Origin of the sequence: Niveibacterium umoris (assembly GCF_014197015.1) — a bacterium.
GTDB classification, from domain to species: Bacteria; Pseudomonadota; Gammaproteobacteria; order Burkholderiales; family Rhodocyclaceae; genus Niveibacterium; species Niveibacterium umoris.
Genome location: NZ_JACIET010000001.1, coordinates 730,899 through 752,286 on the forward strand (window position 1 = coordinate 730,899; position 21,388 = coordinate 752,286).

21 protein-coding genes are annotated in these 21,388 nt (G+C 64.7%); 8 read left to right on the forward strand and 13 right to left on the reverse strand.

Annotation, left to right across the window (positions count from 1 at the left end; all coding sequences use genetic code 11):
* Positions 1–222: a DUF2249 domain-containing protein gene (locus GGR36_RS03230; RefSeq protein ID WP_183631764.1), complete on the reverse strand. Its 222-nt coding sequence runs from the start codon at positions 220–222 to the stop codon at positions 1–3.
* Complete coding sequence (locus GGR36_RS03235; protein ID WP_183631766.1) at positions 219–674, reverse strand: hemerythrin domain-containing protein; 456 nt, start codon at positions 672–674, stop codon at positions 219–221. Before GGR36_RS03235 ends, GGR36_RS03230 begins: the two co-directional genes overlap by 4 nt.
* A 188-nt stretch (positions 675–862) precedes the next feature.
* Here GGR36_RS03235 and GGR36_RS03240 point away from each other — a divergent pair, with 188 nt between their 5' ends.
* The 8 genes from GGR36_RS03240 (at position 863) to GGR36_RS03275 (ending at position 8,129) form a co-directional block, all read left to right on the forward strand.
* Positions 863–1,288 (forward strand): c-type cytochrome, encoded by a 426-nt coding sequence (locus tag GGR36_RS03240; RefSeq protein ID WP_183631767.1) that lies wholly within the window; start codon positions 863–865, stop codon positions 1,286–1,288.
* A gap of 12 nt (positions 1,289–1,300) precedes the next feature.
* On the forward strand, positions 1,301–2,701 hold the full coding sequence (locus GGR36_RS03245; RefSeq protein WP_183631769.1) for a cbb3-type cytochrome c oxidase subunit I: 1,401 nt from the start codon (positions 1,301–1,303) through the stop codon (positions 2,699–2,701).
* A 39-nt stretch (positions 2,702–2,740) separates the two neighbouring features.
* Positions 2,741–3,355 (forward strand): cytochrome c oxidase subunit 3, encoded by a 615-nt coding sequence (locus GGR36_RS03250; RefSeq protein ID WP_183631771.1) that lies wholly within the window; start codon positions 2,741–2,743, stop codon positions 3,353–3,355.
* Positions 3,352–3,672, forward strand: a complete 321-nt coding sequence (locus GGR36_RS03255) for a cytochrome C oxidase subunit IV family protein (RefSeq protein WP_183631773.1) — start codon at positions 3,352–3,354, stop codon at positions 3,670–3,672. The genes GGR36_RS03250 and GGR36_RS03255 overlap by 4 nt, the downstream gene beginning before the upstream one ends.
* A gap of 232 nt (positions 3,673–3,904) precedes the next feature.
* Positions 3,905–4,708, forward strand: coding sequence for a CbbQ/NirQ/NorQ/GpvN family protein (locus tag GGR36_RS03260; RefSeq protein ID WP_183631775.1), 804 nt, complete (start codon positions 3,905–3,907; stop codon positions 4,706–4,708).
* Positions 4,701–5,087 (forward strand): magnetosome magnetite crystal formation protein family, encoded by a 387-nt coding sequence (locus tag GGR36_RS03265; protein ID WP_338086611.1) that lies wholly within the window; start codon positions 4,701–4,703, stop codon positions 5,085–5,087. Before GGR36_RS03260 ends, GGR36_RS03265 begins: the two co-directional genes overlap by 8 nt.
* A gap of 6 nt (positions 5,088–5,093) precedes the next feature.
* A complete protein-coding gene (locus tag GGR36_RS03270; RefSeq protein WP_183631777.1) occupies positions 5,094–6,137 on the forward strand; it encodes a 4Fe-4S binding protein in 1,044 nt (347 codons plus the stop codon).
* A 3-nt stretch (positions 6,138–6,140) separates the two neighbouring features.
* Complete coding sequence (locus tag GGR36_RS03275) at positions 6,141–8,129, forward strand: nitric oxide reductase activation protein NorD (RefSeq protein WP_183631779.1); 1,989 nt, start codon at positions 6,141–6,143, stop codon at positions 8,127–8,129.
* A 176-nt stretch (positions 8,130–8,305) separates the two neighbouring features.
* On the opposite strand, the gene GGR36_RS03280 is transcribed toward GGR36_RS03275, so the two are convergent.
* From GGR36_RS03280 to GGR36_RS03330, 11 genes are all read right to left on the reverse strand, one after another.
* Positions 8,306–9,853: a nitrite reductase gene (locus GGR36_RS03280; RefSeq protein WP_183631781.1), complete on the reverse strand. Its 1,548-nt coding sequence runs from the start codon at positions 9,851–9,853 to the stop codon at positions 8,306–8,308.
* Positions 9,853–11,055 (reverse strand): heme d1 biosynthesis radical SAM protein NirJ, encoded by a 1,203-nt coding sequence (nirJ, locus tag GGR36_RS03285; RefSeq protein ID WP_183631783.1) that lies wholly within the window; start codon positions 11,053–11,055, stop codon positions 9,853–9,855. Before nirJ ends, GGR36_RS03280 begins: the two co-directional genes overlap by 1 nt.
* Positions 11,056–11,404: 349 nt before the next feature.
* A complete protein-coding gene (locus GGR36_RS03290) occupies positions 11,405–11,911 on the reverse strand; it encodes a nitrous oxide reductase accessory protein NosL (protein ID WP_338086612.1) in 507 nt (168 codons plus the stop codon).
* Positions 11,908–12,723: an ABC transporter permease gene (locus tag GGR36_RS03295; RefSeq protein WP_221229483.1), complete on the reverse strand. Its 816-nt coding sequence runs from the start codon at positions 12,721–12,723 to the stop codon at positions 11,908–11,910. Before GGR36_RS03295 ends, GGR36_RS03290 begins: the two co-directional genes overlap by 4 nt.
* Positions 12,720–13,622, reverse strand: coding sequence for an ABC transporter ATP-binding protein (locus tag GGR36_RS03300; protein ID WP_183631785.1), 903 nt, complete (start codon positions 13,620–13,622; stop codon positions 12,720–12,722). Before GGR36_RS03300 ends, GGR36_RS03295 begins: the two co-directional genes overlap by 4 nt.
* Complete coding sequence (locus GGR36_RS03305) at positions 13,603–14,868, reverse strand: nitrous oxide reductase family maturation protein NosD (RefSeq protein WP_183631787.1); 1,266 nt, start codon at positions 14,866–14,868, stop codon at positions 13,603–13,605. Before GGR36_RS03305 ends, GGR36_RS03300 begins: the two co-directional genes overlap by 20 nt.
* Positions 14,869–14,878: 10 nt before the next feature.
* Positions 14,879–17,032, reverse strand: a complete 2,154-nt coding sequence (locus GGR36_RS03310) for a 4Fe-4S binding protein (RefSeq protein WP_183631789.1) — start codon at positions 17,030–17,032, stop codon at positions 14,879–14,881.
* Positions 17,033–17,174: 142 nt separating this feature from the next.
* Positions 17,175–17,573, reverse strand: a complete 399-nt coding sequence (locus GGR36_RS03315) for a YidB family protein (RefSeq protein ID WP_183631791.1) — start codon at positions 17,571–17,573, stop codon at positions 17,175–17,177.
* 181 nt (positions 17,574–17,754) lie between these two features.
* The gene (nosZ, locus tag GGR36_RS03320) at positions 17,755–19,695 is read right to left on the reverse strand and encodes a TAT-dependent nitrous-oxide reductase (protein WP_183631793.1); all 1,941 of its coding nucleotides are present in this window, start codon (positions 19,693–19,695) and stop codon (positions 17,755–17,757) included.
* A gap of 762 nt (positions 19,696–20,457) precedes the next feature.
* Positions 20,458–20,799, reverse strand: coding sequence for a hypothetical protein (locus tag GGR36_RS03325; protein ID WP_242533098.1), 342 nt, complete (start codon positions 20,797–20,799; stop codon positions 20,458–20,460).
* A 23-nt stretch (positions 20,800–20,822) separates the two neighbouring features.
* Positions 20,823–21,380 carry a type I restriction-modification system subunit M N-terminal domain-containing protein gene (locus GGR36_RS03330; RefSeq protein WP_242533097.1) on the reverse strand — a complete coding sequence of 186 codons (558 nt, stop codon included), beginning with the start codon at positions 21,378–21,380 and terminating at the stop codon, positions 20,823–20,825.
* Between the last annotated feature and the right edge of the window lie 8 nt (positions 21,381–21,388).

Genomic DNA, 21,388 nt, shown 5'->3' on the forward strand with positions numbered 1-21,388 from the left:
TCAGGCGTGGCAGATATGGATTGACACCGTACCGTCTTCAGCAAACTCGGTGCGGTGCGTGAACCCGTTCTGCTTGAGGATGCCGTAGAGCGGCACCGGTTCGCGGTAGAGCAGCAGCACCGCCTCTTCACCACGCGGCAGCGTGTCCAGCGCTTCGAGGATCAGGTGCAAGGGTTGCGGCGGTTCGAGGCCGCGCGCGTCTACGATGCGAGGGGCATTCATTGTGCAATCTCCGGCATACCTAGGCGGGCAATCGCATCGGCCACGACTTGCGGGTGGGCGCTCAGCACCTGATCACACATCGGGTAGAGGATCTGCTCTTCCTTCATGTTGTGGGCTTGCATGATCGAGAACAGCGTGTCGGCGAGGCTGGCTGCCTCGTCGAATTCGCCTGCTGCGATCAAGCGACGTACATCCTCGCACAGCGCGAGCATCTCGCCATGCTCGCTGCGCATCACGGCACTCGGGCCGGCCGACATGCCGGTAGCTGCCTCGAAAGCCGGAAAGATCACGTCCTCTTCGGCACGGAAATGCGCGTCGAGCAGGAGGTGAAAGCGCGCGAAGGCGTCAGCCGCCTGCCGTTGCGCGCGCTGCGCAATGGCCTGCTCCGCACGTGCGAAGACGTCGTCGCAGGCACGGTGGTCGGCCGCAAAATGTTCGATCACGCTTGCCATGACAGAGTCCTTTCAGTCGTTCCGTCCAGTGTCGCGGCGCGACGCCATCGGCAGCCTTGACTCGCATCAACGCCGCGTGCGCCAAGCCAACGCGGGTGGCCGCTTGATTGCAATCAATGTCGCCGACTGGCCCGGGTCACGAGAATGCGCCCACCTTGCAAGCCGCATCCACAAAGGGGAGACGCACCATGAGCGGAGGACTATCGACCTCGATGGCGCGGAATGTTTTCTACGGCGGAACGGCATTCTTTGCCTTCCTGTTCATTGCACTGACCGTAGACACCAACCGCACCTTGCCCAAGCGCGACAACAGCGCAAACATCACACCGGCCGTCGCGCACGGCAAGAAACTCTGGGAGACCAACAACTGCATCGGGTGCCATACCCTGCTTGGCGAGGGGGCGTACTTCGCACCTGAGCTGGGCAACGTCTACCAGCGCCGCGGTCCGGACTTCATCAAGGCCTGGATCAAGAGCCAGCCGACCGGTACGCCGGGGCGCCGGCAAATGCCGAACTTCCACCTGTCCGACAAGGACGTCGACGACCTGGTCGAGTTCCTCAAGTACAGCTCCGAAATCAACACGGCGAAGTGGCCGCCGAACATCGAAGGTTGAGGAGAGCGCACCATGCAATACAAATCCCAAGCGGTTGCGAAACCGTACTTCATCGCGGCGATCGGTCTCTTCGTCGCGCAGATCCTGTTCGGCCTGGTGATGGGCCTGCAATACGTGGTCGGCGATTTCCTCTTCCCGGCCATTCCGTTCAACGTGGCGCGCATGGTGCACACCAATGCGCTGATCGTGTGGTTGCTGATGGGCTTCATGGGCTCGGCCTACTACCTCGTTCCCGAGGAAGCAGAGACCGAACTGCACAGCCCGAAGCTCGCCTTGGCGCTGTTCTGGATCTTCCTCGTCGCGGCCGCGCTCACCGTGCTCGGCTATCTGATGGTGCCGTACGCGACACTCGCCAAGATCACCGGCAACGACTTGCTGCCGACGATGGGGCGCGAGTTTCTTGAGCAGCCGACGATTACCAAGATCGGCATCGTCGTGGTCGCGCTGGGCTTCCTGTTCAACCTCACGATGACCTTCCTGAAAGGCCGCAAGACCGCCATTTCCAGCATCCTGCTGCTGGGCCTTTGGGGCCTGGCGATCATGTTCCTGTTCTCGTTCTACAACCCGGACAACCTGGTCAAGGACAAGTACTACTGGTGGTTCGTCGTGCACCTGTGGGTGGAAGGCGTGTGGGAGCTGATCCTCGGCGCGATCCTCGCCTTCGTGCTGATCAAGGTGACCGGCGTGGACCGCGAGGTGATCGAGAAGTGGCTCTACGTGATCATCACGCTGACGCTGATCTCCGGCATCCTCGGCACCGGTCACCACTTCTACTGGATCGGCGCGCCGGAGTACTGGCAGTGGATCGGTAGCGTGTTCTCGGCGCTCGAACCGATTCCGTTCTTCGCGATGACCGTGTTCGCCTTCAATATCGTCAACAAACGCCGCCGCGAGCATTCGAACAAGGCAGCCGTGCTGTGGGCGCTGGGCACCAGCGTAATGGCCTTCCTCGGTGCCGGCGTGTGGGGATTCCTGCACACCCTGGCCCCGGTGAACTACTACACCCACGGCACGCAGATCACCGCCGCGCACGGTCACATGGCCTTCTATGGCGCCTATGTGATGGTGGTGCTGACGATGATCAGCTACGCGATGCCGGTGATCCGAGGCCGAGCCGCCAACAGCGAGCGCTCGCAGGTGCTGGAGATGTGGAGCTTCTGGCTGATGACGGTGTCGATCGTGTTCATCACGCTGTTCCTGACCGCGGCCGGCATCCTGCAGGTGTATCTGCAGCGCTTCTCCGACACGCCGCAGCCCTTCATGGCGGTGCAGGAGAAGATCGCGCTGTTCTACTGGCTGCGCGAGTTCACCGGCCTCGTGTTCCTGCTGGGTCTGGTGCTCTACATCGCGAGCTTCTTCGTCAAGGGTGAAGCACCGGCCACGAGCGGCAAGCTCGCTGGCGCGACCCGATAGAGGAGGCGCGGGCGGCGCCGGCGTCGCCCGCAACATCGAATGTCTGTAGTGGATATTTGCCCGGCCCCCGCGCCGGGCTTCTTTTTCCGCAAGGCGCGCGAAGCACATCCGCCCGGCGACCTCGCGGTGTGGATCTTCATCCTCGCCGAGTTGCTGGTGTTCGCGGTGCTGTTCGTCGCCTACGCGTTTGCGCGGGCATCCGACCGTACCCTGTTCGACACGATGCAGGCCGGGCTCGATCGCCGTGGCGGCGCGATCAACACCGTGCTGCTGATCAGCGCAAGCTGGTGCGTCGTGCGAGCGGTGCGCAGTGTGAATGCCGCACGCCTTGCCGCGGCGACCCACTGGCTGCTCGCCGCGCTGGCAGGCGGCAGCGGCTTTGTCATCGTAAAACTGCATGAATACGCGACGGTGTTCGGGCAGGGCTATTCGCTCTCGTCAGACCGCTTCCACATGTTCTACATCGGTCTCACCTTCTTCCATTTCATGCATGTGCTGCTGGGCCTGGCGGTGCTCGTCGTGCTGCTTCTGCAAACCCGACGCGGCGCCTATCTCAGCGGACACATGAACGGGCTGGAAAGCGGCGCCGCCTACTGGCACATGGTGGACCTGGTGTGGATCGTCCTCTTCCCCCTCGTGTACGTGCTGCGATGAAAACACCTTCACTCCATCGCGAGGACATCGCCTTCGCGGTGTTGCTGCTCGCCACGCTGGCGACCTACGCGCTCGGCGAATGGGACGGCAAGTACCGCGATGTCTGCCGCAGCGGTCATGTGACGGTCGTCAGCGCACAAGGCGCGGTGGCGGTCGTGCTCGCGCTCGTCACGCTGATCAAGGGCACGCTGGTGGCGCGCGAATTCATGGTGCTGCGCCATGTCAGCCTGCGCTGGCAAGCGGCGGTGCTTGGCTGGCTGCTATTGGCAATCGTGCTGATTGGATTCGGCTGGTACGCGGCCTCCGGGGCATGGTAAAGGGGCCTTTGTCGCGTTTGGAGACCCGCACTGGCCGATCGCGAGCAGCGGACTGCCGTTCAAGCGAGACGCCACATTTCGTTGCTGAGCCAGCCCCTGCGCTGACCGGTCTGATCGAGCGTGCGCTACAGCGCCTTTTGCGTTGCGCGCCCGACGCTGCGTGGCGCCACACTGCCGCGCAAATTGCCGCGAATCAAGGAAGCACCGGGGCGCGCGGCCGATGCTGCGCCCCATGAACGCACGCATCGAAACGGAAGCCACGCTTCCCTACTACGCCCCCAGCAGCGACGAGGTCACGCTCTTCGAGCAAGCCTGGCGCAACCGCTTGCCGGTGCTGATCAAGGGGCCAACCGGCTGCGGCAAGACACGCTTTGTCGCGCACATGGCCGCGAAGTTGGGCCTGCCGCTCTACACCGTTGCCTGTCACGATGATCTGTCGGCCGCCGACCTTGTCGGTCGCCACCTGATCGGTGACGGCAAGACCGTGTGGTGCGATGGTCCGCTGACCCGCGCGGTGCGCGAGGGCGGCATCTGCTACCTCGACGAAGTGGTCGAGGCGCGCAAGGACACCACCGTGGTGCTGCACCCGCTCGCCGACGATCGCCGCGTGCTGCCGATCGAGCGCACCGGCGAGCAGCTCGAAGCGCCGTCCGGCTTCATGCTGGTGGTGTCGTACAACCCGGGCTACCAGAACTTTCTCAAGAGCCTGAAACCCTCGACGCGCCAGCGCTTCGTCAGCCTCGCCTTCGACTTCCCGACCGCAGAGCGCGAGATCGGCATCCTTACCGGCGAAACCGCCTGCGACCCGATGCTCGCGCGCCGCCTGGTCTCCATCGCCGGCAGCCTGCGTACGCTCAAGGACGTCGACCTCGAAGAGGCGGTATCGACACGCCTGCTGGTTTACGCCGCACGCCTGATCGGCTCTGGTGTCGCGCCGCTGGTGGCCTGCCGTGCCGCAATCGTCGAAAGCCTGACGGACGACCGCGAAATCGCCGAGGCCTTGATGGAAGTCGTCGCCGCAACGTTTGGTGCCTGAGTCCAACGTGCCGATGCGCGACGCCGACGACCCCCGCCCGCTCGCGGTTGCCGCCGAAGCGCTGTACCTGATCAACCTGATGCTCGCCCCCGGCCTTGCCTTCGCGGTGCTCGCGTGGCTCTGGTGGCGCCGCCGCCGCACCGCGCATCCGGTCGCGCGAGTCCATCTGGAGCAAGCCTTCCGCGTCAGCCTGGTCGGCGGCGCGTTGATCTTTACCACGCTACTGATCGGCGCGATCGGCGGTTTTCGTGGCCCAGGTGTGTGGGTGGTCGTGATCCTGTACTTCACGGTGGTGCACTCGTCGCTGATCCTGCTCGGCGTTGTCGGCCTGGTCAAAGCGATCAACCGCGAAGCCTGGCGCTACCCGCTGATCGGCTGATACCCCATGAGCGCTCCCGCCGCCGCGCCACGACGCGTGATCCCGATTGCCAGTGTCGACGCCCCGCGCCGCCACCGCCTGCAGACGCGTCGCATCCTGTTCCAGGCCGGCTTCTTCGTGCTGTTCATTCTCGCGCCGGTATTCAACCTGTTGCGGTACGACCTTGTTGCCGGTCATGCCTGGTTCCTCGGCATGCCGTGGCATATCGGCCTGGATGACTTCGCCGCGGGGCGTATCGATGCCGCGCAGGCTGCAGCGCAGGTGCTCCTCAAACTGCTGCTGCCGATCCTTGCCACCGCGGTGGCGGTGCTCGGTGTCGCATGGCGCTGGGGCCGGCTCTACTGCGGTTGGCTGTGCCCGCATTTTTCGGTGGTCGAAACGGTGAATCGCTTGATGCGCCGCGCCAGTGGCAAGCACAGCGTATGGGACGCCCACCCCGGCCCGCTGCTGCACGACGGCGGCGAGCGCTGGCTGATCCGCCCGAACGGCAGCACCGAGCGGCTCGACGCGCGCTGGTGGTTCGTCGTCGTGCCGTTCGCAGTCGGCTTCGCGTTCATCTGGGCGGTGGTGCTGCTGACTTATCTGCTGCCGCCCTTCGAGATCTATCACAACCTCTTCACTGCATCGCTGACCCGTAACCAGGCGCTGTTCATCGGCGTCGCCACGCTGGTGCTGACGGGCGAATTCCTCTTCGCGCGTCACCTGTTCTGCCGCTATGGCTGTGCGGTGGGCATGCTTCAAAGCGTGGCGTGGATCGCGAACCGCCGCGCCATGGTGGTCGGCTTCGCGCGCGAACGCGCGGCGGACTGCGCCACCTGCCCGCAAACGCTGGGGGCCGGTGAAACCGCATGCGCCGACGTCTGCCCGATGCGGCTCAATCCGCGCGACCTCAAGCGCCGCATGTTCGCCTGCACACAGTGTGCGCAGTGCGTGGTGGCCTGCAGCGACATCCAGACCGACAACCCCCGCGGCAGCCTGCTCGAATGGACCAGCGGCGACGCCGCGGCGCACCGCGAAGGCGGCTTTGCCCACAAGAAACACCAGGAGTGAGCGATGGAAGAAGTCGTAGGCGCCGCATGGCACCGCTTCATCACCCGAATCGCAAACCGCAGCTACCCCGAGGCCGCGGTGCAACTCGACGAAGTCGCCAACCTTGCGGGCCCACTGCTGCGTGCATTCGGCGGCGAGCCGGGCCTGCGTGTGGCAAGCGCTGGCGAGACCCGCCACAGCGCACGTCGCCGCTTGATCGACCGCATTGCCGCCACCGGCGACAAAACCACCCACGCCGCGCTGGACAGCGAAACCCTTCGCCTGCCGGAACGCATCGCGCTGTTCCCGGAACGTGCCCGTAATCGCGAGCTCTACCTGTGGTTGATCGCACTGGCCGGCGAAGTCAGCCGCCAGCCCTTGTCGGCGCAGCCCGCCGCTGCGGACGCACCGGCACCCTCAGCCCGGCCCGATGCCTCGCTCTGGGCCCGCGCCCGCGACATCGCGCGAGTCCTGGTGATGATGCGCCCAATCGAATGGGACAAGGCCGACACCCGCACCCATGCCGCGCGCGACGCTTGGTTGCAGCTCAACCAGCAGGCCGTGGCGGCAGTCCTCGCGCGCTACCCGGGCCTCGCGGCGCGCTACCGCCGCCTGGTCGATGCACATCTCGCGCAGCGCCCAGATCCGGCCAAGCTGCCGCCGGACGAAGCCGCCGCCGAACAGGCGATCCGCGCCGCGCTCCTCACGCCCGGCAGCGTCACAGCGCTGCCAGCTGCGACGCGCGACCCGCACCCGGTGCCCTTGTGGCTGATGCCCGCGCTGGACACGCCGCCCCCGCAACCGCTGCACGCCGAATCCGAAGCCGAAGATGATGCGCAACCCGGCAACGAGGCAAACGCCGCGGTGCGCGAACGCAAGCAGGCGCGGCGCGAAGAACTGCCGGACGGCCGCGACGGCTTCGTGTTGCCCTTCCGCGCCGAGAGCCTGCTGTCGTGGGCCGAGTATGTGCGGGTCAACCGCGCCGCCGACGAAGGTGACGAAGATGCTGCCAGCGCGGCGCGCGAGATGGACACCCTGGCCGTGGCGCGCGGCGGCGAAACCTCCACCGCCAAAGTCCGCTTCGATCTCGATCTGCCCGCCGCGGCGCAGGACGATTTGCCGCTCGGCCCCGGCCTTGCCTTCCCCGAATGGGACTGGAAGCGCCGCGCGCTGGTCGACGACCGCGTGCGCGTGCAGCCCATGCGCGCCCGCCACGCCAGCAACACCGAACTGCCCGAAGCGCTGCGTCGCGCCGCGCGCCGGTTACGCGCGCAATTCTCCGCGCTGGCGCCGCAGCGGCGCTGGCTGCGCGGCCAGCAGGACGGTCCCGAGCTGGACCTCGACGCGCTGGTGCGCTGGCAGGCGGAGCGCGCCGCCGGCTGCGTGCAGCCGGAGCCCGGCGTGTACGCAGCACCGGTGCGCGCCGCGCGCGACCTCACCTGCCTCGTGATGGCCGATCTGTCGCTCTCCACCGATGCGCATGTCAGCGACACCCACAAGGTCGTGGACGTCGTACGCGAAAGCCTGCTGCTTATGGGCGAGGCCCTTGACGCCACCGGGGACCCGTTCGCCTTCTACGGCTTCTCGTCACTCAAGCGCAACCATGTGCGGGTGCACACCATCAAGGAGTTCGACGAGGAATACGACGGCGCCGCGCGCGGCCGCGTGCAGGCCCTCAAGCCCGGCTACTACACCCGCATGGGTGCCGCGCTGCGCTTTGCCACCAAGGTGCTCGGCGAACGCCCCAACGCCATGCGGCTGCTGCTCTTGCTGACCGACGGCAAACCGAACGATATCGACCACTACGAAGGCCGCTTCGCGATCGAGGACACCGCCGCCGCAGTGCGCGAAGCCCACCGCGCCGGCCTGCGCCCCTTCTGCGTAACGATCGACCGCGAAGGCGCCGACTATCTTCCGCACCTGTTCGGCCCGCACGGTTTCGTCGTGATCCGCGATCCGCAGGAACTGCCGCAGCGCCTGCCCCAGCTCTACGCCCAGCTCACGGCGGGTTGAGCCAGCAAGTCACCGGCCGGGCACGTCCCCACAGGCGCGCCGGCCTTGACTCCAATCGAGGCTGCTCGTTCTGTTCGCTCTGCCGGCGCTCGGGGCGTGCGGACAACCGGCGCATTGACCCCCTGGCTGCGCCCAACGGTGAAAACGAAAGCCGCTTGGTGCAGGGAAGATACTACTCAGTGACTCGTCCCTTCGTCCTTCTGAGTCTTGTTCCAGACGTTGTACTTGCCGACCGGTTTGTCGGCGGGCAGGCGTTTGACTTCCTTCAGCGTCTTCGCGTCGATGATCACCAGCGCGCCGCCGTCGGTTTCGCGCTCCCATATGCTGACCACCGCGTGGCGGCCGCTGCGGTCGAATTCGACATGGGCGGCGGTCTTGCCGGGGGCGGGTGTGATGGTGCTGGCGGGTTTGAGCGTGGCCTTGTCGATCAGCAGCATCGTGTCCTTCTTCGGGCTCATCATCGCGTCGGCCCAGGCGTAGGGCGTGCTGCTGTGGCTGCGCAGGAAGAAGCCGGGGCCGAGCGCGGGGATCTGCGCGATCTCGCGCCAGCTCTTCAGGTCAATCACCGAGATCACGCTTTCGCGCAGGTTCGGCGTGGCGAGCACGGTCGTGCCTTCATAGGCCCACGTGATGCCCGAGCCGACGTGCGGCATGCCGGCGACCGGCAGCTCGGCGACCTTGACGCGCGCATCGAGATTGACGACCTGCGCGCGGCCACCGCTGCGCGCCGCACCGATCGCATTGCGGTAGGGCGGGTCGAAGAAGAAGTCTTCCATCGACTCTTCCAGCGGAATGCGCCGCACGTTCAGATAGCCGGGCTTGGCGATCGCCTCGCCCATCTTGAAGTCGTGCACATAGCCGTCGTGGATCGGTTCGGCCTTGGGGTCGTAGCTGATCTCCCACAGTTCGGGGATGTCGCGCAGCGCGGCGACGAAACTCTTGCGCGGGCCGGCGTCGTAGATCGCGGCGACGCGCGAGGGCTGATCGCCTTTGAGGTTCGCGACCGCGATGGTCTTGATTGGTTTAAGGTCCGCGTCCATCAGCACGATGGTGCGTGGCAGCGTGTTGGCGGCGGCGACGAACCTGCCGTCGGCGGACACGGCGACGTTGCGGGTGTTGAGGCCGACACGGATTTCGGCGACCGTCTTCAGGTTGTAGAGGTCGTACTTGCTGACCCAGCCATCGCGCGAGGCGAAGAACACATAGCGGCCGTCTGGCGTGAACTTCGGTCCGCCGTGCAGCGCGAACTTGGACGGGAAACGGTCCAGGCGCTCGAAGCGGTCGCCGTCGAGGATGCTGACCGTCGAGTTCCCGGCCTCGACGACGACGAATAGGTTCAGCGGATCGGCTTTGAACTGCGGCGTGTCCGGCAGGCTGCCCGGTGCGAAATGCACGACGCGCGACGTGGCGGTATCGGCCTCGCTCCAGCGCGGTGTGGGCTCCACCGGCGTGTAGAGCCAGCCGGCCAGCGCCTCGATGTCGGCGATCGGTAGGCGGTCGGCAAAGCCCTGCATCTGCGTCGCCGCGCGGCCGTCGCGGATGGTCTTGATCGCCTCCGGCTTCTTCAGCCGTTCGAGGCTTTCCGGCAGCAGCGCCGGCCCCATGATGCCGAGCCGGTCAGCGCCGTGGCAGCTCGCGCAATGCTGCTGGAACAGCGCGGCGGGCTCGGCAGCGTGGGCGAGGGTGCTCACACCCAGCAGTGCGCCAAGGATCAGGCGGCGCATCAGCGGGCCTCGACGACCGGGATCACGGAGCGCGCCGCCGGAACAGACTCCACGCCAATCTCTTCGTCGCTCAGGTAGCAGCCCGGGTCTTCGGCCCAGAAGTCGCCGGTCAGCTGCTGCGCGCGGGTGCGGGTGTTGCCGTTGCAGATCGCCAGGTAGGCGCAGGCGCCGCAGCGGCCGGAGACCGGGCGCGGGCGCTGCTTGAGGCCGGCCATCAGCGGATCGGACGTGTCGGCCCAAATCTCGCCAAAGGCGCGATCCTTCACGTTGCCGAGCGGGTAGTGCCACCACATCGTGTCCGGGTGCACGACACCGAGGTTGTCGATGTTGGCGACATTCACGCCCGACGAATTGCCGCCCCAGCGCACCAGCCGCTCCGCGACGATGGCATGGTGTTGCGGGAAGTGGCGATGCACCCATTGCAACAGGAACACGCCGTCGGCGTCGTTGTTGCCGGTGACGTATTCGCGGGTGCCGCCGGACAGGGCATCGGTCAAGGCCTGCGCGAACAAGGTCACCATCGCGCGCCGCGTCGTCGCGTGCTGCGCATCCGTCTTGCGGTTCTTGTTGCCGCGGCCGGCGTAGTTCAGGTGCGAGAAGTAGAACTTGTCGATGCCCTCGCGCTCGCACAGGTCCAGCAGCGGTTCGAAGTCCTGCGCGTTGCCTTCGGTCATCGTGTAGCGGGCGCCGACCTTCACGCCCCGCGCGTGAAGCAGGCGGATTGCGGCGAGCGAGGCGTCGAACGCGCCTTCCTTACGGCGGAAGTGGTCGTGCGTCGCGCCGATGCCGTCGAGGCTGATGCCGACATAGTCGAAGCCCTGCGCGGCGACACGCTCGGCGAGCGCTGCGTCGATCAGCGTGCCGTTGGTCGACAGCCCGACGTAGAAGCCCATCGCCTTCGCGCGGTCGGCAATCGGCCAGATGTCCGGCCGCAGCAGCGGCTCCCCGCCGGAGAGGATCAGCACCCGCACGCCGGCGGCGTGAAGATCGTCCATCGTGCGGAACACTTCTTCTGTGCTCAGCTCGTTGGGGAAGTCGGTGTCGGCCGAGATCGAGTAGCAGTGGCGACAGGTGAGATTGCAGCGGCGGATCAGGTTCCAGATCACCACCGGGCCGGCCGGTGTGCCGCTGCGCGCGCGAGGTGGCGCCTCGCCGCGTTCGAGCGCGGCGATCAATTGCATGTACTGGCTGATGCGAAACATACCGCCGGCTCCCCCTGTCGTTCGATGCAGGTTATGGGTCAGACCCCAGGGTTGGCCTTGACTGCCATCAACGGCAGCGTCGCATGGCCAACGCGGCTTTATGAACGCTTGCGTGCATTCTTTGGGAAGGCCGTGTGGGCGGCTGAGCAGCACTCATCTCGCTGACTGCTGGGAGCGCGTCAGCTGCAACGGAACGCCTTTTCCAACGGAATCTGCCTACCGTGCTATGCCCGAACGTGAGAGCGGATGTTCTCAAGTTGAACACGCGCTCGACCCGGTTACCCGGTAACTGGTCGCACATTGCGTTCCTATGGCGAGCGAGCAGCAACGTATACATGCTGATGCAAGATCACATCTTCTGGTCGTGATCCATGCCGCCGTCCATGCTCACGGCGTCCGGCTTGATCTCGGCGTAGGTCACCACCTTGCCGCCATATTGCTGCGCGAAGGCGTCGGCGGCGGAGCGCTCGGCAAAGCTCGCGAGCGTCGGGCCCATGCTGCCGTGGCGCTTGGAGCCCTGCACGTAGAAGGCGGCCTTCGCGTCGATCCACGCGTCCTGCGGCTTGTCCCAGTCGGTCTTCGCCATGTCCTGTACATAGGCACCCTTCATCGCGCGCTGCTGTTCGGGCTTGAGCAGGGTCGCGACGATCTCGCGCGTATCGCAGAAGAAGTCGTGCTGGCCGTCGGCCCACACGATCTGGCCCTTGGGGCCGGGGAAGTCGGCCAGCGTCATGCCGTCCAGCGAGCAGGCGTCGCCGCGCGCGATGGACGCCGGTTTGTCGTCGATCGGTGCCTTGCTGCAGGCGGCCAGGGCAAGAAACAGGCCGAGGGTCAGGATGCGGAAAAGGGGTTTCACTTGAATCTCCAGTAGGCAAGGGCCAGCGGTGCGGCGATCCAACCGGCCATCACGCCGCCGAGCACCGCAGGGTTGGCGAGCGCGGGCGGGAAGACGGTGGCAAGACCGTACATTGAGCCGACCTGGTCGAGGCTGAACACGTTGAGGATGCGGAACACGTCGGTCGGGTTGGCGAGCAGCAGCCAGGGCAGGGCGTCACCTGCGCCGCTGCCGCCCAGCGCGATGAGGCCGCCGAGCAACACCAGATCGAACACGATGACGAACAGGAACCAGGCGCCGACCGCGTAGCCCGAGGCGCGCGCGCGGTCGCTTGCCAGTACCGACAGCAGTACCGCGATCGCGAGGAACACCAGCCCGAGCAGGATCGCCGACGCAACAAAGCCGGCGTAGTGGAACAACGCGTCGCCACCCGCGGTGAGGAAGGCCGCGCCGGCAAGCCCGAAGCCGAGCACCGTGGCCACCGTCAGCGTGGCGGCAAGGCCGACGAACTTGCCGACCAGCACCTCGCCGCGCGTTACCGGCAGCGCGAGCAGCAGCTCCATCGTGCCGCGCTCGCGTTCGCCGACGATCACGTCGAAGCCCAGCACCAGCGCGATCAGCGGGATCAGGTAGGTGACCAGCGAGACGAGGCTCGCGATCGTCACGTCGATGCTGCGAAAGCCGACCTGGCCTTCGCTGGCGGCGCCGAAGTAGGCGATTGCGAGCGCGAAGCCGGCGAACACCGTGGCGATGACCCACACCCAGCGGTTACGCACGCGGTCGCGGAACTCCTTGCCGGCGATTGCGGTGATCTGTCGCAGCACGATGCTCATACGGCCTCCTGCGAGTGTTCGAGGAACACGGCTTCGAGCGAAGGCTCGACCAACCGCAGGTCGCTGACACCGGGCTCCGCCGCCAGCTGTGCGATGCGTGCAAGCTTGTCGCCGCGATTCACGCTCAGCGCTACATGGGCCGCGTCTTCCTCGTTCGCGCCAAGGCTTGCGATCAGTCGCTCGCGCGCTTCGGCCGTCACCCTTACCACCAGCCGTACAGGCAGGTCGGCCCGTTCGCGCAGTTCGGCGACGCTGCCCTGCGCGACGATGCGGCCCTCGCGCAGGATCGCCACCTCATCCACCCGCTGCTCGATCTCGGCGAGGATGTGCGAGGTCAGCACCACGGTTGCGCCTTCGGCCTTGAGCTCGGCGATGACGCGGTAGAAATCGTGGATCGCCTGCGGGTCCAGCCCGTTCGTGGGCTCGTCGAGAAACAGCAGTTTCGGCTTGCCCAGCAGCGCCTGCGCAAAGCCGAGCCGTTGCCGCATCCCCTTTGAGTAGCCGCGCACCTTGCGCGTCGCCGCATGGGCGAGGCCCACGCGTTCCAATGCCGCATCGCATTCGGCGCGCGCTGCGCCACGCAGCTTGGCGTAGAAGCGCAGGGTTTCGAGTCCGCTCAGGTTGTCGTACAGCGCGACGTGTTCGGGCAGGTAGCCGATCTGCTGGCGCACTTCGCGGAAGCGCGCGCCGTCGCTGGGCTCGCCGAGCAGGCGCAGCGTTCCGGCGTCCGGCGCGATCAACCCGAGCATCATGCGGAACAGCGTGCTCTTGCCGGCGCCGTTGTGGCCGATCAGGCCGAAGGTGCGACCGGGTGCGACGGCAAGCGACACGCCGCGCACGGCTTCCACTTCGCCGAAGCGCTTGGTGACGCCGGTAAGTTCAATGGCGGGCGCGTTCAAGCCAGTATCTCCAGTCAGGGTGGCGGGGGCGCATCGCGGGCGAGGGTTCTACCACGGTGGGGGCGCGCAGCACCGGGAACTGCCGGGCGGCAAGGCGCAGGGTTTCGACCGCCGGGCTGTTGAGCAGTACGCGGGCCGCGGGGTAGCGCCACATCAGGCGATCCACCAGGTCGGCGGCTTCGAAGGGCACGTCGCCGCGGCCATCGCCGTTGCGATCCCAGCCGAGGTAGCCACTCCAGTGGTTGCCGGCTTTCGGCCCCCACACTTCGTCTTTCGCGCCAACGTAGCGCACGCCTTCGTGGTTGCCGATGAAGTCGTTGCCGTCGACCAGGTTGTGCCAGGAGCCGGCCGACAGGTGCACACCCACTTCGTTGCGCACCACGAGGTTGCCGGTCAGCGTGTTGTCCTGCGCGTCGTAGATAAAGAAGCCGCGGCCGTTGCCGGCGATGATGTTGCCGCTGACTTCCGCGCGCTGGATCGTGCGCAGCATGATGCCGTGGTCGGTGTTGGCCCACGCGATGTTGTTGCGCACCACCTGGTCATGCACCTCCATCAGCGCGAGGCCGCCGCGGTTGTGGTGCACGAAGTTCTTCTCCCAGGTGTTGAAGTAGGAGTTCATGTAGTGCGTGCCGTAGCGGCTGTCGTGGATCTCGTTGCCGCGGAACAGCGCGTGGTGCGACACGTCGACATAGATGCCGTCGCGCGAGTAGCTGATGTGGTTGTCGAGGATCTTCGCGCCCTGCGTGTTGTAGAGCTGAATGCCGTTGCCGCGGTTGGGCGAGAGGTAGTCGCGCTTGCCCGCGATGCGGTTCTTTTCCACCACCACGTCGTTGGCCTTCTCGATCCACAGCCCGAACAGGTTGTAGGCGAGCTGGTTGTTGCGCACCACCGCGCGGTGTGCACCGGGCTGGATGTAGATGCCCGCCTGCTGCTTCTCGAGGTCGTCGCCCGAATCGCGTACGACGAAGCCCTCGACGCGCACGTCGGGCGAGGCGATGCGGATCACATCCCCCGACATGTCTCCGCTGATCGTTGGCATGTTCTCGCCAATCAGCGTGAGCGGCTTTTCGATCCGCAGGTGCTCGCGATACAGGCCCCGCGCCACGCGGATCGTGTCGCCCGGCTGGGCGCGCACGATCGCTGCCGCAATCGACTCGCCGGCCGCCACATGCAGTTCGGCGGCAGCGGCCGTGCCGGTAAGCAGCAGCGTGATCGACAGGAAGGCGACGCGAAGGGCGGAGCACATGCGCTTGAGCCTACGGAGCCTCGCCCCGCACTTCCTTGATCGGAATGAAGTAGCCGTCGCGCCCGATCGGGGTGAGCTTGAGGCCGGCCTTCTCGCGCCGCTTGCGCTCCTGTACCAGCGGCGGGCAGGCGTGGTCGTCGTGGTAGTAGACCATGCAGTCGAGGCACAGCAGGCACTCGCGCTGGTCGATCTTGCCGTCCGCCGCAATCGCCAGCGAGCCGCACTGCATCGCACAGGCCTTGCAGGGGCCACATTCCTTTTTGCGGCGCAGGCCGGAGAGGCGGAAGGTGGTCGGAATCGCGAGCCCCGCGCCGAGCGGGCAGACGTATTTGCAGAACGGCCGCTCGACGAACAGCGACACGCCCAGCACAACAGTGAAGAACAGCTGGAACGGCCAGCTGCGGTTCCACGGACCGACCAGGAAGGTGGTCTTGAAAGGCTCGACCTCGGCGAACTGCTCGGCCATAGTCATCGACCACAGCGACATCGCCATCAGCGCTAAGAACACGCCGTACTTCACCCACTTCAGCTTGTCGTGCAGCGGCTTCGGAAGATGGCGCTGGAAGCGCTTCAGGCCTAGCGTGCCGGCCATCTTGTAGGCCAGCTCCGACAGCGAACCGAAGGGGCACAGCCAGCCGCAGAAGAGCCCGCGGCCCCACACGAACAGCGTGATGAAGATGAACCACCAGAAGATGAAGATGAAGGGGTCGGTCAGGAACAGCTCCCACTCCCAGCGCGAGATCAGGGAGTGGAACCAGGTCATCACATGCGTGATCGAGGGCTGCGCCATCAGCACGCCACCGATCCACACGATGCTGACCGTCCAGAACACATACTTGGGCCAGGCCACCCAGCGCTTGTCGCGGATCGTCGCGCGCGCAGTCAGCCAGTCACGGCGCGAGTAGGTGAAGGCGACGACGGCGAGGAAGACGATGAAGAGGCCGATGCTGACCGCCTTGTCGTGCCAGATCTTCTTCCACGGCGCCTCGGGCTCGCTCACTGCCGGGTGGCCACCTTCGAGCCAGGCATCCGGCAGCCACAGCTTGGCATCGAAGTTGATGAACTGGCGCTGACCGGTCGCCTTGTCTTGCTTGTTGGCGAGGTACACGAAACTGAACGGATACGCGGCCGAGAAGCTCGTGTCGCGCAGGATGAAAATGCCGGACTCGCGGAAAGCCGGGTGACCCTTCGCCTGCAGGGAATAGAGGTTCAGGTAGTCGAGATCGCGGAAGGTGTAGGTGTCGGCGTCCTGCTTCACCTGCACGCGATCGAAGATGCCGCCGCGCACGAAGCCGGAGCCCTTGAAGGAGCCAGCGCCATCGCTGATCACCATCAGCGCGGTCTCATGCGGCTTGAGCCGCGTCATCAACGCACGCCATTCGGTCGCACCCAGCACCGCACGGCCCAACGTCGGGTGGTTCAGCACGCCGACCCACAGGTCGAGGTAGGGCTGGCCGGTATCCGGTTCGCCCACGTCGGCCGGCTGCAGTGTCAGGCGCGATACGGCGCCGGCCTTCACCAGCGCGTCCCAGTCGGCGATGTCACCGACGTCCTTGTAACGCGCGGTCGGGCGCACTTCGCTCTTCAGGATGCCGACCTTGCGTGCCACCTGCTGCGCCGCGCGGGTGATGACCTGATTCTCGGCAACGACGGTCACTGTCGCACCGGAAATTGCATCGAGCCCGACGGTCTGCTTGTCACCACTACCGACCTCGAAATGCTGCGCAACCGATTTGCCGAGGTACTGCCCGACGAAGGCGTCCAGCTTCGTTTCCGGAATCCCCAGCAGAAGAATCGGTTCCGAATGCTTCAGCACGCGGATGCCGGTGAAGCGGCCGGTGGTGTCCATGCCGATCAGTGTGACCACCGGCTTGCCAGAGTAGGCCGGAATGTCGACCAGATCGGTCGAGAGAAAGACGTAGCCGATCGCCTTGTCGCCCTTGAACCCAGTCACGAAACGCGGCTGGCTGTTGCGCACCGAGAAGCGCTCGGCACCCGGCAGCACGGCCTTGCAGTCGGTGTAGGTGCACAGGTCTGGCGAGGTGGAAAGCTCGGGCGGCAGCTTGGCCTCGTAAGCCACAGCGCTGGCGTTGATGGGTTGCAGGCATAGCAGCGCGGCGAACAGGGCAAACGCGGCGCGAAGGATCGCGGTGAAACGGGGCATTGCAAGGCACTCCGGACCTTTGATGCGGCAAAGTGTCGCAGTCCGGGTCGGGGTGCTTCCTTGTCGCGGGGCAAGAAACGCCACGCGCGCGTCACGCCGCGAGACCGGCACGATCTGGCGCCGGTCCGCGGAGGCTTGCAATTCAACCCAGCAGCTTGCCAATCAGGTTCGCGCCTTCGCGAAGCAGGTCTTCATGGCCGTCGAGCGAGCCATTCGGGGTGAGCTGGTTGACGAGCTGCGGCAGCGCCTGGGCGAGGCCGCCGGAGAGCGCGGACGGATCAACGCCGAACCGGCCAGCGAGCGCGCCGAGCGCATCCGACCCGAGCGCGGCGCCCAACTGTTCGCCGCTCACCGGCAGGTTGGCGCCGGTTCCGACCCACGACGCGGCGTGGTCCGCGAGTCCGCCCGCCTTGAGCTGGTCGAGCAGGCCGGCGAGGCCGCCGGGATGATTCTGGAGCAGGTCGAGCGCGACCTTGGCGAAGTCGATATTGCCGGCGTTGCCGCCGAGTACCTGGGAAGCGAGTTGGTCGAGCAGGCCCATGTCAGTCTCCGTGTCGGTTAGGAGCTGTCAGTAAAGGCGAGTTGTGTAACAGATGCCAGCGCGTTCTGCGCAATCGCGGTTCGTGCATCGCGCGCGGCGGGCGCGGCCAGCAGCCCGGCGCCGCACAAGCAAACGGGGAAGGCGCGGCCTTCCCCGTTGCTGTTCCGCGCCTTCGCCGCGATCAGGCCTCGACGATCATCCTTGAGCGCATTTCCAGGTGCAGTGCGTGGCAGAAGTGCGTGCAGTAGATCCAGAACACACCGACCTTGTCGGCCTTGAAGGTCACCGACTTGGTTTCTTGCGGATTGACGATGAACTGGATGTCGTACTTCTCGATCCCGAAACCATGCGTGAGATCTTCCACGTTGTCGAGGTTGGTGACGATGATGGTGACCTCGTCGCCCTTCTTGATCTTGAACTCCTGCAACTGGTATTGCGGCGCATACGAGGCAATCCGCACGGTCACCTTGTTGCCCTTGCGCTCGACACCGGAGAGCTCCGCCTTCTTTGTCGCGAGCGGGAAGTCGTCGAGTTCGAAGACCTGCTTTGCCTTGATGATGTCACGCCGGAAGATGATGAAGTCGTGGGGTTCGGGCCATGCAGGGTCTTCGCGAATCAGCCGCATTTTCTCGCCCGAAATGTCAATCAACTGCTCGTTCTCTGGGTGCAGAGGACCGACAGGCAGAAAGCGATCCTTAGAGAACTTGCAACCAACGTTCAGATACTTTCCATCGGCTTCCTTGGTTTCTGACATCGAAGCATTTATGTGGCCCGGCTGGTAGTGCACATCGATGCGGTCGACGACGTACTTGCTGTTTTTGTCGCCTGCGTAAAACTTGATCGCCGCGTCGATGCTCCACTTCACCACCTGAGAGTCGAGGAACAGCGTGGTGTACGCATATCCGCGGCCGTCAAATGCCGTATGCAGAGGGCCGAGGCCAACCTCAACCTCCGCAACGATGGTCTTGTTGATGTTGTCGAGCTTGCCGTCGAACCACTCATGCATCTTCACCAGATCGATCGTTGTCGTGGTCGGCGAGAGCTTGCCTGCGCAGATGAAGTACTTGCCATCGGGCGAGGCATTCACGCCATGCGGGTTCTTCGGTACCGGCACATAGGCGGTCAGCGCGGTCTTCGGATCCTTGTTGGCCTCCTTGGTGCCGTCGACCACTGGCACCTTGCTGTCGCCGTAGGTCTTGAACTTGCCGGCCTTCACCGCTTCCTCTATGCGGGCGACATGGAAAAACAGGCAGGCGTCCTTCTCAGCGGACATCATGTCCTGATAGTGGACGCCCATCTCGGTGTTGTACTGGTTAGTGGCGGCGAAGGCACCGTCGTAGCTAGTAGCGACGAGGTCGCAGTTACCATCGATCAGTACCTGCCAGCGCACTTCCATCGACTCGGCGTCAACACAGGTGAATAACGAGTGATAGGTTGTTGGATCGTCGGAGGTTTTGCCGTTGTTTGGCAACGGAATCGAGAACTCGGCACCGCAGAACACGCGGGTCGTTCGGTTGATCTTTGCGTCCACCGGGTCACGCTTGTCCGGGAAGATGCCGTGGAAGCCCTGCACGTTCGGAATGTCGACGATTTTGTCGCATTCAAATATATCCAGCCGCAGTCGGCCGAGGCGGGCGTTGAGCTTGTCATTCACCCATGCGTACTTGCCGTCATAGGTTCCGTCGGCATAGCTGCCATGCACATGGTGGGTGTCGCCAACGTGGTACAGCGGCGTGCCATCGGGCTTGGTGCCCATGATGGCCTTCGACTCGTTGGTTGTACCCCAGCCGGTCAGCGGATCTGGCGTGAACACCGGAATGCGCTTTATCTGGCGTCCAGAGGGCAGCCCAAGGACGCGCACGTCGCCCGAGTGACCGCCCGACCACAGGCCATAGTACTCATCGAGCTGGCCGGGCTTGATCTCGTGCATGTCACCTGCTTCGGCGGCCGCAGCTTTGGCGGGGCCGGACTGCGCCGGTGTTGGGCCGTGTTCTCCCTTATTGCAACCAGCAAGGCCCAGTGTGGCGCCGGCCAGCCCGGCCATTGCCGACGTGCCAAGAAATCTGCGGCGGCTGAGGGTGTCCGGCTCTGCCTGCGGATGCGAGTTCTGATTCTTGTCCATCGTATTCTCCTCCGGGAAAGCGGCGCCCCCGGGGCGTGTGCGCCTGGGGGATCAAAATGACGCATGGACTCTAGGCGTCAGAGCGAGAGAAAAAATTGACTCGCGACAATTTGCCAGGCGCCGAGTTCGCATCCCCGAGCTTGGGAAACGTGACGATATTGACTTGCAAGTGCTTGCCATAAGGGTGTCGCTCGCGGAATCTTTGTCAGGAAAATCAAGGGGTAGGAGGTGCGGAAGTGATGGGTGTCTTCTGACCGAATCGAGCCAAGCCGCGGTTCAACTTGGTCGCCGGGAACCTGTCATCCAGGTTGGCCATGGGTGGTAATTCGGAAGGCATCGCCAACGGCGGCTATCTGGCCGGCCGGCACCATGGAATATTGCTAGCTTATCGGCCTTATGTGGAGCTCCACATAAGGCCGAGCACCAGCCGGCGAGCGGTGCGCCGTTCTGACCGCTGCGCTCAGTTTTCCGACGTCGACGGAAAAGAAGCCAAACGCCCGGATTGGGTCGAATCCAAACGGCGACGGGATATAAGAGCTGACATTCGCACGTCCTGCGCTCGCTAGCGCATGAACGTCACCTAAGGCCGAGGACCTGTCGACGAACGGTCGCCTGAACTGACCGCTGCGCTCAGTTTCCTGACATTCACGAAACAAAGAAGCGCACGCCCGCATTGGATAGCGATGCGACGGTCAAGACGAGCGCCGGAGGTCAGCCACGAACGGCACAGCGGTCAACCGGTACCAGCGCCAGTTGCCTGCCTCAGTAGTACTGCCGGATGTAGCTGTAAGCCTTCTCGAAAAGCTCCTCGTCAGCGTGTAGCTTGTACTTGAAGAGCGCCTTACGAAGCGCCTTCTGCACCTCTCTCTCTCCGGCCTTCGTACCTTGCCAACCCGGGAAGCGCACAAGGCGAACGATGTCGTCGATGTCCGCCACTACCCGTTCGACGATGATCGGCGTATCGGCTGTCTTGATCTCGTTGAACAGGTCGGTGAGCGCGGCCTTGCCGCGATCTTCGTCTTCTTCGGGAGGGACTTCCTTCTCGGCTTGAAGTGTCTCCTTCGCGATTTCGAGCAATTGTTTTAGAAACTCGACGCTGTTCAACTGCCCTGATTCAAACCGGTCTTTCAACGCATCAAGGCGCTCAGAAAGTGCTTTGTGTAGAACTCGCCGGCCTTCTTGTTGGTGGCGTCGGCGAACTTCTTGATCAGGTATTCGTAGGCATCGCCGAGGACATCCGAGCCCACGACATGGTTGCCAAGCGGTAGCTTCGAGAAGTGCTCGATCAGGTCCTTAAGCAAGGCATCTGAAAGCCGCTCTTTGTTCGACCACTGAGCGTCGCCGAACACGCCGTAAAGGGTGTCCGGGTTGGCCTTCTCAATCTCGCGCATCGCGCGCTGGAGCGCTGCACCGACATTGCTGGCCTTGGTGCGAATGTCGTTCCAGTGGCAGTCTTCCGGAATCTGGAAGCGGTGCGATTCTGGGAACCACGCGAGTTGTTCGTCGCCAGTTTCATCGACAATTTCCTGGTACTCGTCATCCCAGACATCGCAGATGCGCTTGAAGAAGAGCAGCGGGAAGATGTAAGTCTTGAAGTCAGCGGCATCGACTGGTCCGCGCAGGATATTGGCTGATTCCCAGAGGTGGGATTCAAGTTGCTCGGACGAGATGGTTCGAATGTTCAATCCAGTTC